Source organism: Polaromonas sp. (assembly GCF_041689105.1).
Taxonomy (GTDB): Bacteria; Pseudomonadota; Gammaproteobacteria; order Burkholderiales; family Burkholderiaceae_C; genus Polaromonas.
Genome location: NZ_JBDNGU010000076.1, coordinates 1 through 14,190 on the forward strand (window position 1 = coordinate 1; position 14,190 = coordinate 14,190).

General features: G+C 62.9%; 11 protein-coding genes. 5 read left to right on the plus strand and 6 right to left on the minus strand.

What is annotated here, in order from left to right; all coding sequences use genetic code 11:
- Positions 1–2,907 (plus strand): YDG domain-containing protein (locus tag ACESMT_RS07110; RefSeq protein WP_372825868.1); only part of this gene is annotated, 2,907 nt, incomplete at its 5' end.
- A gap of 36 nt (positions 2,908–2,943) precedes the next feature.
- Here ACESMT_RS07110 and ACESMT_RS07115 read toward each other — a convergent pair.
- Together ACESMT_RS07115 and murU are read right to left on the minus strand one after the other, a co-directional pair.
- A complete protein-coding gene (locus ACESMT_RS07115) occupies positions 2,944–4,329 on the minus strand; it encodes an aminopeptidase P N-terminal domain-containing protein (RefSeq protein WP_372825869.1) in 1,386 nt (461 codons plus the stop codon).
- A gap of 16 nt (positions 4,330–4,345) precedes the next feature.
- Positions 4,346–5,038 (minus strand): N-acetylmuramate alpha-1-phosphate uridylyltransferase MurU, encoded by a 693-nt coding sequence (gene murU, locus ACESMT_RS07120; RefSeq protein ID WP_372825870.1) that lies wholly within the window; start codon positions 5,036–5,038, stop codon positions 4,346–4,348.
- A 239-nt stretch (positions 5,039–5,277) separates the two neighbouring features.
- On the opposite strand from murU, the gene tkt reads away from it, so the two are divergent.
- The 3 genes from tkt to ACESMT_RS07135 all read left to right on the plus strand — a co-directional run bounded on the left by tkt (position 5,278) and on the right by ACESMT_RS07135 (position 9,818).
- Positions 5,278–7,326 carry a transketolase gene (tkt, locus tag ACESMT_RS07125; protein ID WP_372825871.1) on the plus strand — a complete coding sequence of 683 codons (2,049 nt, stop codon included), beginning with the start codon at positions 5,278–5,280 and terminating at the stop codon, positions 7,324–7,326.
- Positions 7,327–7,388: 62 nt separating this feature from the next.
- A complete protein-coding gene (gene gap / locus ACESMT_RS07130; RefSeq protein WP_372825872.1) occupies positions 7,389–8,384 on the plus strand; it encodes a type I glyceraldehyde-3-phosphate dehydrogenase in 996 nt (331 codons plus the stop codon).
- 117 nt (positions 8,385–8,501) lie between these two features.
- Positions 8,502–9,818: an adenylate/guanylate cyclase domain-containing protein gene (locus ACESMT_RS07135; RefSeq protein ID WP_372825873.1), complete on the plus strand. Its 1,317-nt coding sequence runs from the start codon at positions 8,502–8,504 to the stop codon at positions 9,816–9,818.
- A 210-nt stretch (positions 9,819–10,028) separates the two neighbouring features.
- Here ACESMT_RS07135 and ACESMT_RS07140 read toward each other — a convergent pair whose 3' ends face one another.
- Positions 10,029–10,427, minus strand: a complete 399-nt coding sequence (locus ACESMT_RS07140; protein ID WP_372825874.1) for a hypothetical protein — start codon at positions 10,425–10,427, stop codon at positions 10,029–10,031.
- A gap of 76 nt (positions 10,428–10,503) precedes the next feature.
- Entirely contained in the window at positions 10,504–11,574 is a 1,071-nt protein-coding gene (locus ACESMT_RS07145; protein WP_372825875.1) for a pirin family protein, read from the minus strand.
- Between the two features lie 269 nt (positions 11,575–11,843).
- Between ACESMT_RS07145 and ACESMT_RS07150 the strand changes: the two genes are divergently transcribed.
- Entirely contained in the window at positions 11,844–12,203 is a 360-nt protein-coding gene (locus ACESMT_RS07150; RefSeq protein ID WP_372825876.1) for a collagen-like protein, read from the plus strand.
- 105 nt (positions 12,204–12,308) lie between these two features.
- Here the strand turns inward: ACESMT_RS07150 and ACESMT_RS07155 are convergent, their stop codons facing one another.
- Both ACESMT_RS07155 and ACESMT_RS07160 read right to left on the minus strand, forming a co-directional pair.
- Complete coding sequence (locus ACESMT_RS07155) at positions 12,309–13,070, minus strand: ABC transporter permease (RefSeq protein WP_372825877.1); 762 nt, start codon at positions 13,068–13,070, stop codon at positions 12,309–12,311.
- Positions 13,067–14,032, minus strand: coding sequence for an ABC transporter ATP-binding protein (locus ACESMT_RS07160; RefSeq protein WP_372825878.1), 966 nt, complete (start codon positions 14,030–14,032; stop codon positions 13,067–13,069). Before ACESMT_RS07160 ends, ACESMT_RS07155 begins: the two co-directional genes overlap by 4 nt.
- Positions 14,033–14,190: the final 158 nt, after the last annotated feature.

The window sequence follows — 14,190 nt, forward strand, 5'->3', positions numbered from 1 at the left end:
AACGCAGCGACCGTGACGCTGAACTCACGCGGAGGCAATGCCGGTGTGGGTGCGGGCGGCAACATCCAGATTGATGCGGCCATCAACAGCACCGGCGGCGTACGCGCACTGGTGCTCACGGCGGGCTCGGGCGATGTGACGTTGGGCGGTGCCCTCGGAAGCACCAGCGCGCTCGGAGCGCTGACTGTCACGGCCAATGCCATGGAGATCAATAACCATGCGGTCGTGGTCACTTCCTTGGCGGCGACGCTGAGCGGCGCCACCAGCGCCCTTGTCCTCGGTAATGCAGCGAACCAAATCACAACCTTGAACACCATCACGGCACCGGGTGGCTTCACGCTCAACAACGGCAACAGCAATGTGACGGTGGCTGGCAACATCACTGCCACCAACAATGCCGTGACCATAGATGCAGGAACCGGGACCTATACACAAAACAACAATGTGGATGTGTCGGCAGGGACGGGATCGATCACAGTGACGGCAGATGCGCTGACCATCGGCACGACCAACACCGGCAACAACGCCTTCATCACTTCGGGGGCACTCACGCTCAAACCCAAAACCGCCAGCCAGGAGATGTCTCTGGCCAGCACCTCCGTGTTTGACCTGACTACGACAGAGATCGCGCGATTTTCCAGCGGTGCCACCGGAACCATCGTGATCGGGGATACCGCCAGCACGGGCGTCATGAAGATAGGCAGCGCCATCAACATGGCCGGCAAAACGCTCACACTCAATGCCGGCGCCATCACCGATACGGGCAGCAATGCCATCACGGCGACCAACCTGACACTCAATGCCAATGGCCAGATCGGCACGGACGGCACCAATGGCATTGACGTGGCCGCAGCGGTTGCCAACCTCAACGTCAACACCACCAACAGCGGCAACGCGTTTGTACGAACCGCTGCTGTCAATTTCGGCGCAGGCGGCAGCGGCTCAAACGTGGCTGGCACGCTGGATGTGACGGCCACGGGCAATGTTACCCAGACGGCCTCCACCGGCAATATCACGGCGGGCACGCTGAAAGTGCAGAACTTGGCAGCAAACTCGCCCATCACACTGACCAACAGCGGCAACAACGCCGGAACGATCAATCTCCAGGCGACTTCGGCCGGGGCGATTCAATACACCGACGTCAATGGTTTCGATGTTGCCGTCGTGACCACCACCGGCAATGCGACGCTCTCGGCCGGCGGCGCGGTAATCCAGTCCGGCGCCATCGCGGCAAGCGGGCTGGCGCTGACCGGCACCGGCGGCGCCTACACGCTGCGCAACGCCGGCAATGCAGTGACCACTTTGGCGGCCAGCACCGGCAGCATCGACTATGCGCAAGCCAACGCGTTGGCGGTTGGCACCGTGGGTGTGGTCGGGGTGAGCACCACCGGGTCCGCCAGAATCGAAACCACGGGTGCGCTGTCAGACCTGACACTCAATGCTGCCGTGAGTTCGGCGGCCACGGGCGATGCGGTGGTGCTCAAGGCCGGCAGCTCCAACGCGGCCGGGGTAGCGACGGGCGGTAAGTTGGTCAACAACGCAGGCGTCAACGGCATCAGCGCGGTGTCGGGTCGCTACCTGGTGTACAGCGGTGACCCGGCCACCACGACGCAAGGCGTGACGGGGTACAACAAGCGTTACAACACGTCCTCCAGTTTCACCCCGGGCGGCAGTGCCAACATGTTTTTGTACAGGATTGCGCCCACCTTGACGATCAACACCGACAACGCCACTCGCGTGTATGGTGACGCCAACCCCGCGTTCACCGGAAGTGTCACCGGCCTGATTGATGGCGACACCGCAAGCAGTGTGGGTGTCAGCCGCAGCTCGACGGCGGTGCTCAACACATCGGTTGCCAGCGGCCCTGTAGCTATCACTTCTGGCGCTACCAATAACGAGAACTACACCCTGGTGCTCAACAACGGCCAGCTCAGCATTACCCGCAGACCGATTGCGCAGGTAACCGGCATCACAGCGGCCGACAAGGTGGTGGATGGCACAGACAGCGCCACGCTCACCATCTCAAGCGCGCAATTTACCAACAAGGTCGCTGGTGACACGCTTAGCGTTGCGACCGCCACCGGCCGCTTCGACACGCCGGCACTGGGCGCTGGCAAACCGGTTTCGATCACTGGCATTACCCTTGGGGGTAGCTCAGCGGACAATTACACCTTGACCAGTAGCACGGCGGCGACCACAGCCAGCATCACGAGCGTCCCAGCACCAGCACCAGCACCAGCGCCCGCACCCGCACCCGCGCCAGCACCAGCACCAGCACCAGCACCAGCGCCCGCACCAGCACCCGCACCAGCGCCCGCACCCGCCACGACAAACATACTGCGGGACATATCGAGTGTCGCGGTCGCACAGCTCATCGGCGGACCGACAATCAGCGCGTCATTGCCAGCGTTGCTAAATCCTGGCTCGCCAGCCGCGAGCAGTCCAATCGGGGCTGGCAGCACGACGGCGCTGTTCAACCCTGGCGCGTTACTCGAGAGCAGTCCAACCGCGGCTGGCAGCACGGGCGCGCCGGTGCAGACGCTGCGTGAAGCCACCGACAGCACGGTGGGTCTCTTCGCGGTGGCGCTGGCCAGCAACCCGGGTGATCAAGCCACCAGTTTTGCCCTTCCGGCCAGTCTGCGGCTGTGGGCCGCGACAAGCCAACAACCTGTCCAGGCCACAACCATGGGAGGCGCGCCGCTGCCGTCGTGGTTGAGTTATGACGCTGGCACCCAGAGTTTTGTCGGCAGCGCGCCGCCTGCGGGCGCCTTGCCGCTGGAGATCCGGGTGACGGTGGGCAGCCGCTCCGCGGTGTTCACCATTTCCGCGGCGCAAGAGCCCACTAACCAGCGCCCTCGCGCCGTTGTTGAACGCCCTCCGGAAGTGCCGACGCCCACGCCGGGTTGAGCCCGATAGAGCAGTAGACGCCGCCTCAAAGAAGGCTCAACCCCGCATCAGTGCCTCAATCTCATCCGCATCCACCGGCACACCCCGCGTCATCAGCTCGCAGCCTTTGTCCGTCACCAGCGCATCGTCTTCGATGCGGATGCCGATGTTCCAGAACTCTTTCGGCACGCCCTTGGCCGGACGCACATAGATACCGGGTTCGATGGTGGTCACCATGCCAGGCCGCAGAATGCGGGACGGCTTGCGCATCACGGTCTGACCCAGCGCATCTGTCTCCTCGCGCGGCTTGCTGCCGGGTTCGGTGTAGTCGCCGCAGTCGTGCACATCCATGCCCATCCAGTGGCCGGTGCGGTGCATGTAGAACTGGCGGTAAGCGCCGGATTCCAGCACGTCATCGACCTTGCCGTGTTTGGCTTTGGGCAGCAGGCCGGTGTCGAGCATGCCTTGCGCCAGCACACGGGTGGCCGCGTCGTGCGGGTCCATGAAGCGCTTGCCGGGCCTGGTGACTTTGACGGCGGCGTCCTGCGCGGCGAGCACGATGTCGTACAGCGTGCGTTGCGCCGGGGTGAACTTGCCGTCAGCCGGAAAGGTGCGGGTGATGTCACTGGCGTAGCCGTCGAGCTCGCAGCCCGCATCAATCAGGCACAGCTCGCCCGCTTTCAGTTCGGCATCGCCGGCGCGGTAGTGCAGCACGCAGGCGTTGGCGCCCGCCGCGACGATGCTGGTATACGCCGGAAACTGCGATCCATGGCGGCGAAACTCGTGCAGCAGCTCGGCCTCGAGGTGGTATTCGCGCAGCCCGCCCTTCACGCCACCCCGCAGCATCGCGGCCGAGGTTTGCATGGCGCGCACATGCGCAACCGCAGAGATTTTTCCGGCGCGGCGCAGGATGGCAATTTCATGCGTGTCCTTGACCAGCCGCATCTCGTCGAGCAGCTTGCACAGGTCGTGCTGGCTTTGCGGGCACTCGGCGCCAAAGCGGATGCGCGCGCGCACCTTGGCCAGCCAGCCATCGACCTGGGTTTCCAGACCGGTATGTGTGGCAAACGGAAACCACACGGCGTTCTGGTTGGCCAGCAGGCCGGGCATTATTTCGTCGAGGGCTTCCACGCTGAAAGCCGCGTCAACCCCCAGCGCGGCAGGCGCTGCCTTGGGCCCCAGGCGGATGCCGTCCCAGATTTCGCGCTCCAGGTCCTTGGGCTGGCAAAACAGCGTGCTGCGGCCGCTGGCCTCGATGGCCAGCCAGGCCTGCGGCTCGTCAAACCCGGTCAGGTAATAAAAGTAGCTGTCGTGCCGGTACGGAAAATCGCTGTCGCGGTTGCGCGCCAGTTCAGGCGCCGTAGGCAGCAGGGCAATGCCACCCCCGGCGGCTTTCAGGGCGCGTGTGATGGCGGCGCGGCGTTTTTCGTAAATCGTGGTCATGTGTAAAAGCGCCTTGTCAGCGGGTTGTGTTCAGTTCGGCCAGGCGTTCAGGTGTGCCCACGTCAGTCCATGGGCCTGAATATAGCGCCGCAGTGACTTCGCCGCCGTGCATGGCCTGGCGCAGCAGTGGTGCCAGTGCGGCTTTCTGCCCGGCAGGCGTGTCTTTGAACAGGGCCGGCCGGTACAGGCCCACGGTGCTGTAAGTGAGCTGTTCAGCGGCGCGGGACAGCGCCGTGCCGTCAGGGGCGATGCCGAAATCGCCTTTCGGGTTATGTGCCGGATTGGACACCAGGTAGATATGCGCCAGCGCGCTGGATGCCGCAAAGCGCTGCGCGTCGGCCGCAGGAAAATCAAAGCCGGGCATGAACACGTCGCCAGCGACCAGCCAGAACGGCGCGTCCTGCAGCAACGGCAGCGCGGTGGCAATACCACCGGCGGTTTCCAGCGCGCCGCCAAAACGTGCCCCTTCGTGCGAGTAACGAATGCGCAGGCCGAAGGCGCTGCCGTCGCCCAGCGCCGCAGGAAACTGCTGCTCCAGCCAGGCGGTGTTGATCACCACATCTGTGACGCCCGCCCGCGCCAGGTTTTCCAGGTGCCAGACGATCAGCGGCTCGCCCTGCACGGTCAGCAGTGGTTTGGGGGTGTGGTCGGTCAGCGGGCGCATGCGTTCGCCGCGTCCGGCGGCCAGAATCAGGGCTTGGGTGCTCATGGTGGGTTGATTATCACCTCTTATGCATCAAATCGGTCTCTAGCCCTTGTGTGACGGGCGTCAACAGCTATTGAATTCATAGCGGCTTAAAAACACCAACACAGCACCGGTGCGTTGGCTTCTCCGCCGGGGCGCATCCCGTAAAATCTGGGGTTTTCCCGTGTTCGCCGGCGTGTTCCATCGCCAGCAGCGGTCGGGATCTGCCTCACTCGCCTCATCACCCACCTGGACCTCAAGCAATGGCTGACACCTCCTCCTCCCTCATGGCCAATTCCATCCGTGCATTGGCCATGGACGCCGTGCAACAGGCCAACTCCGGCCACCCCGGTGCGCCCATGGGCATGGCGGACATGGCCGTGGCGCTGTGGGGCCGGCACCTCAAACACAGCCCGCACAACCCGGGCTGGTTCGACCGCGACCGCTTTGTGCTGTCCAACGGCCACGGCTCCATGCTGATTTATGCGGTGCTGCATTTGACCGGTTATGCCCTGCCGATCAAGGAGCTGAAGAACTTTCGCCAGCTGCACAGCAAGACCCCGGGCCACCCCGAGCTTGGCTACACCCCCGGCGTGGAAACCACCACCGGCCCGCTGGGCCAGGGCCTGAGCAACGCCGTCGGCATGGCGCTGGCCGAGAAGCTGATGGCGGCGGAGTTCAACCAGGCCGACCACAGCGTCGTCGACCATCACACCTATGTTTTCATGGGTGACGGCTGCCTGATGGAAGGCATCAGCCACGAAGCCTGCGCGCTTGCTGGCGCCTGGAAGCTGAGCAAGCTGATTGCGCTGTACGACGACAACGGCATCTCCATCGACGGCCAGGTGGCGCCCTGGTTCATCGACAACACGCCCTTGCGTTTTGCTGCTTACGGCTGGAACGTGATTGGCCCGATTGACGGCCACGACGCCGACGCGGTGGACCGGGCGATAACCGATGCCAAAAACAGCGCCGACAAACCGACGCTGATTGTCTGCAAGACCCACATCGGCCAAGGCTCGCCGAACCGCGCCAACACCGCCAAGGCCCATGGCGAGCCGCTGGGAGCGGAAGAGATCAAGCTGACACGCGAAGCACTCGGTTGGACCTGCGCGCCTTTCGACATGCCGAAAGAAGCCTACGAAGCCTGGGACGCCAAGGCCAAGGGCCTGGCGCTGGAAGCCGCCTGGGACGCAAAATTCACCGCCTATAAAGTTGCGCACCCCGAGCTGGCGGCTGAATTTACCCGCCGCATGAAAGGCGAGCTGCCGCGCGCCTTCTCGCAGACCGCTGTGGACACCGTCGTCGGCGCCCACACCAAGGCCGAAACCGTAGCCTCGCGCAAGGCCTCGCAGCTGGCACTCGAGGCCTTCACCGCCGCCCTGCCCGAAATGCTGGGTGGCTCCGCCGACCTGACCGGCTCCAACCTGACCAACACCAAAAGCACGCCGCCCCTGCGTTTCGACCTGGCTGGCGACGTGGTGATGACCGAAGGCGCCGAAGGCGCCAAGGTCATCGGCCGTCACATCAACTACGGCGTGCGCGAGTTCGGCATGGCCGCCATCATGAACGGCATTGCGCTGCATGGCGGCTACATTCCCTACGGTGGCACCTTCCTGACCTTCAGCGACTACAGCCGCAACGCCATCCGCATGGCCGCGCTGATGAAGATCCGCGTGGTGCACGTGTTCACCCACGACTCCATCGGCCTCGGTGAAGACGGCCCAACCCACCAGTCGATCGAACACGCCGCCAGCCTGCGCCTGATTCCGAATCTCGACGTCTGGCGTCCGGGCGACACCGCAGAGACGGCGGTGGCCTGGGCCGTGGCCCTGCAGAACAAAAACAAACCAACGGCCTTGCTGCTGAGCCGCCAGAACCTGCCCTATGCACCGAAGAACGACCTCGGTGAAATCAGCAAAGGCGCCTACGTGCTGGCCGAGCCGGCCGAAGTGGGCCTGAACAAAAAAGCCCAAGCGGTGATCATTGCCACCGGCTCTGAAGTGCAGCTGGCACTCAAGGCGCAGGAGCTGCTGGCCGCCCACAAAATCGCCGTGCGTGTGGTCTCCATGCCCAGCACCACGACTTTTGACAAACAAAAAAGCGCCTACAAGTCTGAAGTGCTGCCCGAAGGCATTCCGCGTATTGCGGTCGAGATGGGCTCTACCTCCGGCTGGTGGAAATACGGCTGCGCAGCGGTGGTCGGCATCGACAGCTATGGCGAGTCAGCGCCTGCCCCGGTGCTGTTCAAGCATTTCGGTTTCACGCCCGAAAACGTGGCCGATACCGTGCGCAAGGTGTTGAAAAAATAAGACAGGCATCGCGGACCCATTCCGCAATGGCACCCCCACTTAACTTCCAGGAGCAAAAGCAGATGACCATCAAACTAGGTATCAACGGCTTCGGCCGCATTGGCCGCAACGTGTTGCGCGCCGCCGTGCAGAACTTCAGCGACATCGAGATTGTCGGCATCAACGACCTGCTGGAGCCCGACTACCTCAAGTACATGCTGCAGTACGACTCGGTGCATGGCCGCTTCAAGGGCGATGTGTCGGTCGAGGGCAACACGCTCATCGTCAATGGCAAGAAAATCCGCCTCACGCAGGAGCGCGACCCGGCCAACCTGAAGTGGAACGAGATCGGCGCCGACATCGTGCTCGAGGCCACCGGCCTGTTTCTCGACAAAGCTTCCGGCGAAAAACACCTGGCCGCTGGCGCCAAAAAGGTCATCTTCTCGGCCCCGTCAAAAGACGACACGCCGATGTTTGTTTACGGCGTCAATGACAAAACCTACGCCGGCCAGGCCATCATCTCCAACGCCAGTTGCACCACCAACTGCCTGGCGCCGATTGCCAAAGTGCTCAACGACAAATGGGGCATCAAGCGCGGCCTGATGACCACTGTGCACGCGACCACCGCCACACAGAAAACCGTGGACGGCCCGAGCAACAAGGACTGGCGCGGCGGCCGTGGCATCCTGGAAAACATCATTCCTTCGAGCACCGGTGCAGCCAAGGCCGTGGGCGTAGTGATTCCCGAGCTCAACAAAAAGCTTACCGGCATGTCCTTCCGTGTGCCGACCTCTGATGTGTCTGTGGTCGACCTCACCTGTGAGCTGAACAAGGAGGCCACGCTCAAGGAAATCTGCGCCGAGATGAAAGCGCAAAGCGAAGGCGCCCTCAAGGGCATCCTCGGCTACACCGAAGACAAGGTGGTCGCCACCGACTTCCGCGGCGAGACCTGCACCAGTGTGTTTGACGCCGACGCCAGCATCGCGCTGGACAGCACCTTCATCAAGGTGGTGGCCTGGTACGACAACGAGTGGGGTTACTCCAACAAGTGCCTGGAGATGGTGCGCGTGGTCGCATAGTAAATTCGCCACCTGCTTCGCTAAAAAGTGCCTGCGGGCGCTTTTTTGGGCCAACCCGCTCCGGTGCCGCGATCCCGACCGGCGACTCCTCCGCACAACAGGCACCGCAGCGTTGTATTGACGGCCCGCGGCGGTGCAAGTATGGTTGCCCGATGTCACGCCCATGCAGCGTGGCGCAGGGGGAGCGTCATGCAGGATCAGGCATTTCGGGAGTGGCTCGTCTACAAGAGCTGGATGCAGGGTGTGCGCTACAGCAAAGTGGTGGCATGCCTGCTGCCACTTGGCGCTTTGGCCATTCACGCGCGTTTTCTCGGCAGTGGCTGGCAGGCGTTTCCTGCAAGTTCCGTCTGGCTGCTCGCCTGGCATGTCGTTGCCGAGCTGTTTTTCATTGCCATCATCTTGCTGGATCGCTGGGTGCCGCGATTGCGCGGGAAGGAGTGGGCGCTTAATGCCGCGTGCGCCAGCGCCGTGGCGCTTGCAACCTGGCTCAGCATTGTGGACGGCCGGCTGCGCGCGGACCTGTCCATCTATGCCGCCGGTCTGACTTTTGTTGCCGCTGTGATGTGCACGCCGCGGCCTGTGCGCCGGCCGATGTATGTCCTGAGTTTTCTTGTGCTGGGAATGGCAGTGGGATGGCGGGCGGGTGGGGGCGCCGAAGCGTTGGCGCTGCTGGTCAATCCATTTTGTGTCGTGGTGCTGTGTATCGAGCTGGATAAATTTACCTACGCACGCAATATGGAACTGTATGCGCAGACGCAGCTTGCGGAATCTGAGCGTGCACGTGCTGACAGGGTCCTTTACAACGTGTTTCCCGCACATATCGCCGAAGAGCTAAAGCGCAGCGACAAGGTCAGCGCTGTGAAGTTCGACAACATGGGCGTGCTGTTCGCAGACCTTGCCGGTTTCACCAGCTTTTCGCGCGCTTTGCCGCCGAATGCCCTGGTGCTGGTATTGAACGAGATATTTTCGTCCTTCGATGACCTGGTGGAGCGTCACCAGCTGGAAAAGATCAAGACCATTGGCGATGCCTACATGGTGGTGTCGTACGATCAGCTGCTGGGCCTTGGACAGCTGGCGCTCGACATGGGCGAAGCCGTCCAGAACTACAACAGAACCACCGGAACAAAGCTGGGCATGCGCATCGGGATTCATGTCGGCCCCGCGGTGGCGGGCGTGATCGGCGTCAAGCGGTTTCTCTACGACGTCTGGGGTGACACGGTGAATGTGGCAAGTCGCATGGAAGCCAGTGGTGAACCTGGTGCCATTCATGTGACGGAAGCGGTGTATCTGCAAACCCGCAACAGTTTTGAGTTTTCTGCACGCGAACCCATTGAGCTCAAGGACCGCGGCCGGATGTCGACATATTGGTTGCTTGGCCGGACCGGCCATAGCGCTGGCCTGCCGCCCGGGGTTCCAGTGAGTCCGCAGGCCTAGGAGCCTGTCGGACTTGGGAATCGTCGGCTGCAAATCGACCGCAGCGGTCCATTTTTCACCGTCTTTTTTTCCCATAGCTGGGCTATGGGTCTGCAAATCCGGCAAAAACTGTCCTCGCTGGGCCCGATTTTCGCTCTCGACGCCCCAAGTCCGACAGGCTCCTAGGAGTCTGGGCGGCAGAAGGCGTCGAAGCGAAAGGCCTGCCTGCGCTTAATACGCCAGCGTCAAACCGATAAGCGCGATGACGGCAACCACAACGGTGACGCCGGCCAGCAACAAGAGCCGCACACGGTTGACTTCGGCGCGCCGGACCAGCTGGGTGTTCTGCTCGGCCAGGGCCTTGATCAGCTCCGACGACGCGAGCATCTGTTCGTGCAGGTCCTGGGTGGCGGTTTCCAGCGACAGCACCTGCGCCTGCAGGGCGGCAATGGCCTGGCCCTCCGGCGACAGGGGCACACCGCTACCGGCATCAGGCAGCGGCTCGACCGTTGTCGGCTGCTTGCCGACCGCACTCCACAGTTTTTTGGCCCCATCAGCCACCTTGGGCGCGTTCTTGATCACGTCCGACCAGGGAACCATCTGCAACACCGCCAGCCAGCCTATGGCCATGGGACAACCTTTGTAGTGATGAAAAAGCAGGCCGCACCTGCGCGGCGGGCTTGCATGCAGTTTACTGGTTGTGCGCTCAGGCGACGGTCGTCTGCGGTGTTTCCGGTGTCAGTGCCGGCCTTTCCTCGCGCCCGCCGGGATGGATCGCGAAACGTGCGGGGTCGCGCCCGTGCACCGGTGTATCGCTGTCAAACGACCAGCCGCCAAACTGCGTGCGCCGGTACTCGGCCATGGTCTGCGCAATCTCGGCCTGCGTGTTCATGACAAACGGGCCGTACTGCGCCACCGGTTCGGCAATCGGTTTGCCCTGCAGCAGCAGAAACTCGCTTTCCATGTCACCGTTGACCAGCTCCACCGCCGTATCGGCACGCAGTTCGATGGCCGAGGGGCTGCGGACCTCCTGGCCCGCAACGTTTACCGACCCGCCCTTGAAGAGGTAGAGGTTGCGGCGCGTGCCCTCACCCGTGGCGGCAGGCAGCGTCCAGTGCGCGCCCGGCGCCATGCGGACCGTCCAGATCGCCACGTCGGCATCAAGCTGCGCGGCCCAGGAATCGGGCGGCGGCGACAGCGGTGCACTGGCCCCGGACAGGCTGCCGGCAATCACCGCGACGTCGGTCGTGCGGCCTTCCGGATCAGTAACCGTCATGCGCGGAATGTCCTGCGACCAGAACATCGTGAAGTGCGGTTCGCTCATCTTCGCTGCCGCCGGCAGGTTCAGCCAGATCTGGAACAGCTCCAGCGGGTTGTCGTTTTGCTGGTCCAGCAGCGGAAACATCTCGGCGTGCACGATGCCTTTGCCTGCGGTCAGCCACTGCACGTCCCCGCCACCAAAACGCGCGGTCGCGCCCAGCGAATCCGAATGGTCGATCAGGCCCTTGCGCACGATGGTCACGGTCTCGAAGCCGCGGTGCGGATGCGGCGGAAAGCCAGGCACGGCTTCACCGTGGTACATGCTCCAGCCATCCCTGCGGCTGAAGTCCTGGCCGATGGCGCGGCCGGCCAGCGAGGCCGCTGGTCCCATGTCGGCATTCGCTTTCGGGTAGGCGTCGTCGTGGTAAGCGCAGAACAGGAAGGGGTCCATGGTTTCCCACGGAAACCCCAGGGGCTTGACCTGCAGGACGAGACTGGTGGCGTGGCGGGCAGACATGGCGGGGCCTTTAGGGTGTGCGTTGACTCCATCTTTGCAGATGAGCGTTGGGGTTACGTTTTCAAGGGCGGGCCACGCGTTGTTGCCGCCGTTTCGGGACAGACGCCGGTGCGCCCGTCCTACAACCCGACCTCAAGGCAACGCCTATGTTTAATCTTCGTCCTTTGTGTCTACCCAGAAATCCTTTTAGGCAGCTCACGGCCGAGGCAGGAAAAACTGCCTGCGCACAATTTCGCGCGCATTTTTCGCTCAAATTCCGAAGGACTTCCATGAAATACGCAATACTGCTCGCCGCCCTGATTGGCACCTTGGGCCTGACCGCCTGTGAAAAAACGGTGGTTGCACCGCCCGCAGCAGTCGCCGTGCCCGGCCCGGCCGGCCCAGCTGGCGCCACCGGCTCGACTGGTTCCACAGGCTCCACCGGCTCCACTGGCTCTACGGGTTATACCGGCGCCACGGGTTCGACCGGCTCCACCGGCGCTGCAGGCCCTAGCGGTGGCGCAACGGGTGCTACCGGCGCGACCGGTGCCACCGGCGCAACCGGCTCGACCGGTTCTACCGGATCAACGGGTGCCACTGGCGCCACGGGCACCACCGGTGATACCTTGATCCTCGTCCCGCAGAAGTAAGCGGAGACCGCGTCCGCAGGCGCTGTTGCCCAGCGCTTTCAGCCATCTCAAAAAAGCGCCAGCCACGGATGTGACTGGCGCTTTTCTTGCGGTATGCGGTGGTTCTCAGGCCTTGAGTTTCCAGCCAGTGCGAAAGATCCACCAGATCGCGGTCAGGCACAGCGCCAGGAAGCCGAGGATGGCGGCCACGCTGATGCCGACGTTGACGTCGGCCACGCCATAAAAGCTCCAGCGGAAGCCACTAATCAGGTAAACCACCGGATTGAATAGCGCGATTTTTTGCCACAGCGGAGGCAGCATGTTGATCGAGTAAAACGCGCCACCCAGGAAGGTCAGCGGCGTGACGATCATCATCGGTACGATCTGCAGCTTCTGGAAGTTGTCGGCCCACAATCCGATGATGAAACCGAACAGGCTGAAGGTCACCGCAGTCAGCAGCAAAAAGCACAACATCCAGAACGGGTGCGCAATGCTGTAGGGCACAAACAGCCGCGCCGTCGCCAGGATCAGCAGGCCGAGCAGCACCGACTTGCTGGCCGCCGCGCCTACATACCCCATCACCACCTCCATCGACGACACCGGCGCCGACAGCAGCTCGTAAATCGTTCCTGACCACTTGGGCATGTAGATGCCGAATGCCGAATTGGAAATGCTTTCGTTGAGCAGCGACAGCATGATCAGGCCGGGGATGATGAAGGCGCCATAGCTGATGCCGTCAATATCACCCATGCGCGAACCGATGGCCGTACCGAACACCACAAAGTACAGCGAGGTCGAGATCACCGGCGAGGCGATGGACTGCATCAGGGTGCGTAAAGTGCGCGCCATTTCAAAGCGGTAGATCGCGCGGATGGCGTGCCAGTTCATGCGGCCTCCTTTTGCACGGGCTGGGCGGATTTCGCGGTTTTGTCCGCATGGACCAGGCTGACGAAGATGTCTTCGAGCGAACTCTCGCTCGAATGCAGGTCCTTGAAGTCGATGCCCTGAGCGGCCAGCCGCTTGAGCAGCTCGCCAATGCCGGTTTCCTCCTGCTGCGTGTCGAAGGTATAGACCAGCGTGTTGCCGCCGTCGGTCAGCTCGAGCGGCAGGCCCGCCAGTGTGTCGGGCACCGCGGACAGCGGCGCACGCAGCTGCAGCGTCAGCTGCTTTTTGCCGAGCTTGCGCATCAGCACGTCCTTGTCTTCCACCACGATCAGCTGGCCCTTGCTGATGACGCCGATGCGGTCAGCCATTTCTTCCGCTTCCTCGATGTAATGCGTGGTCAGGATGATGGTGACGCCGCTGTCGCGCAACCTGCGCACCATCTCCCACATGCCCTGGCGCAGCTCGACGTCCACGCCCGCGGTCGGCTCGTCCAGGAAGAGAATCTGCGGCTCATGCGACAGCGCCTTGGCAATCAGCACCCGGCGCTTCATGCCGCCTGACAGCGTCAAGATCTTGTTGTCCTTCTTGTCCCACAGCGACAGGTCGCGCAGGACCTTCTCGATATGCGCCGGGTTGGCCGGTTTGCCGAACAGCCCCCGGCTGAAGCTCACGGTGGACCAGACGGTTTCAAATGAGTCGGTTGACAGCTCCTGCGGCACCAGCCCGATTTGGGCGCGCGCGGCGCGGTAGTCGCGAACGATGTCGTGGCCGTCGGCCGTGACGGTGCCCGAGCTCGGCCGAACGATACCGCAGACGATATTGATCAGCGTGGTCTTGCCGGCGCCGTTGGGCCCGAGCAACGCAAAAATTTCGCCGCGCCGGATGTCGAGGTCAACCGACTTGAGCGCCTCGAAGCCGGATGCGTAGACCTTGCTGAGTTGCTTGATGGAAATAATGACTGGCAAATGAATGTCCCGGAGAGCAGATAAAGGAGGCGCCGGCACACACGCACCGCGGCCTGCACTTTAACTGGAACGCGTGAAAGCTGCTGGCGCGCGGTCAGCGCGGATTGCAGCCACACGCCACACGTGTGGTGCCTGCGATGTTCGTCGTGACGGGTATT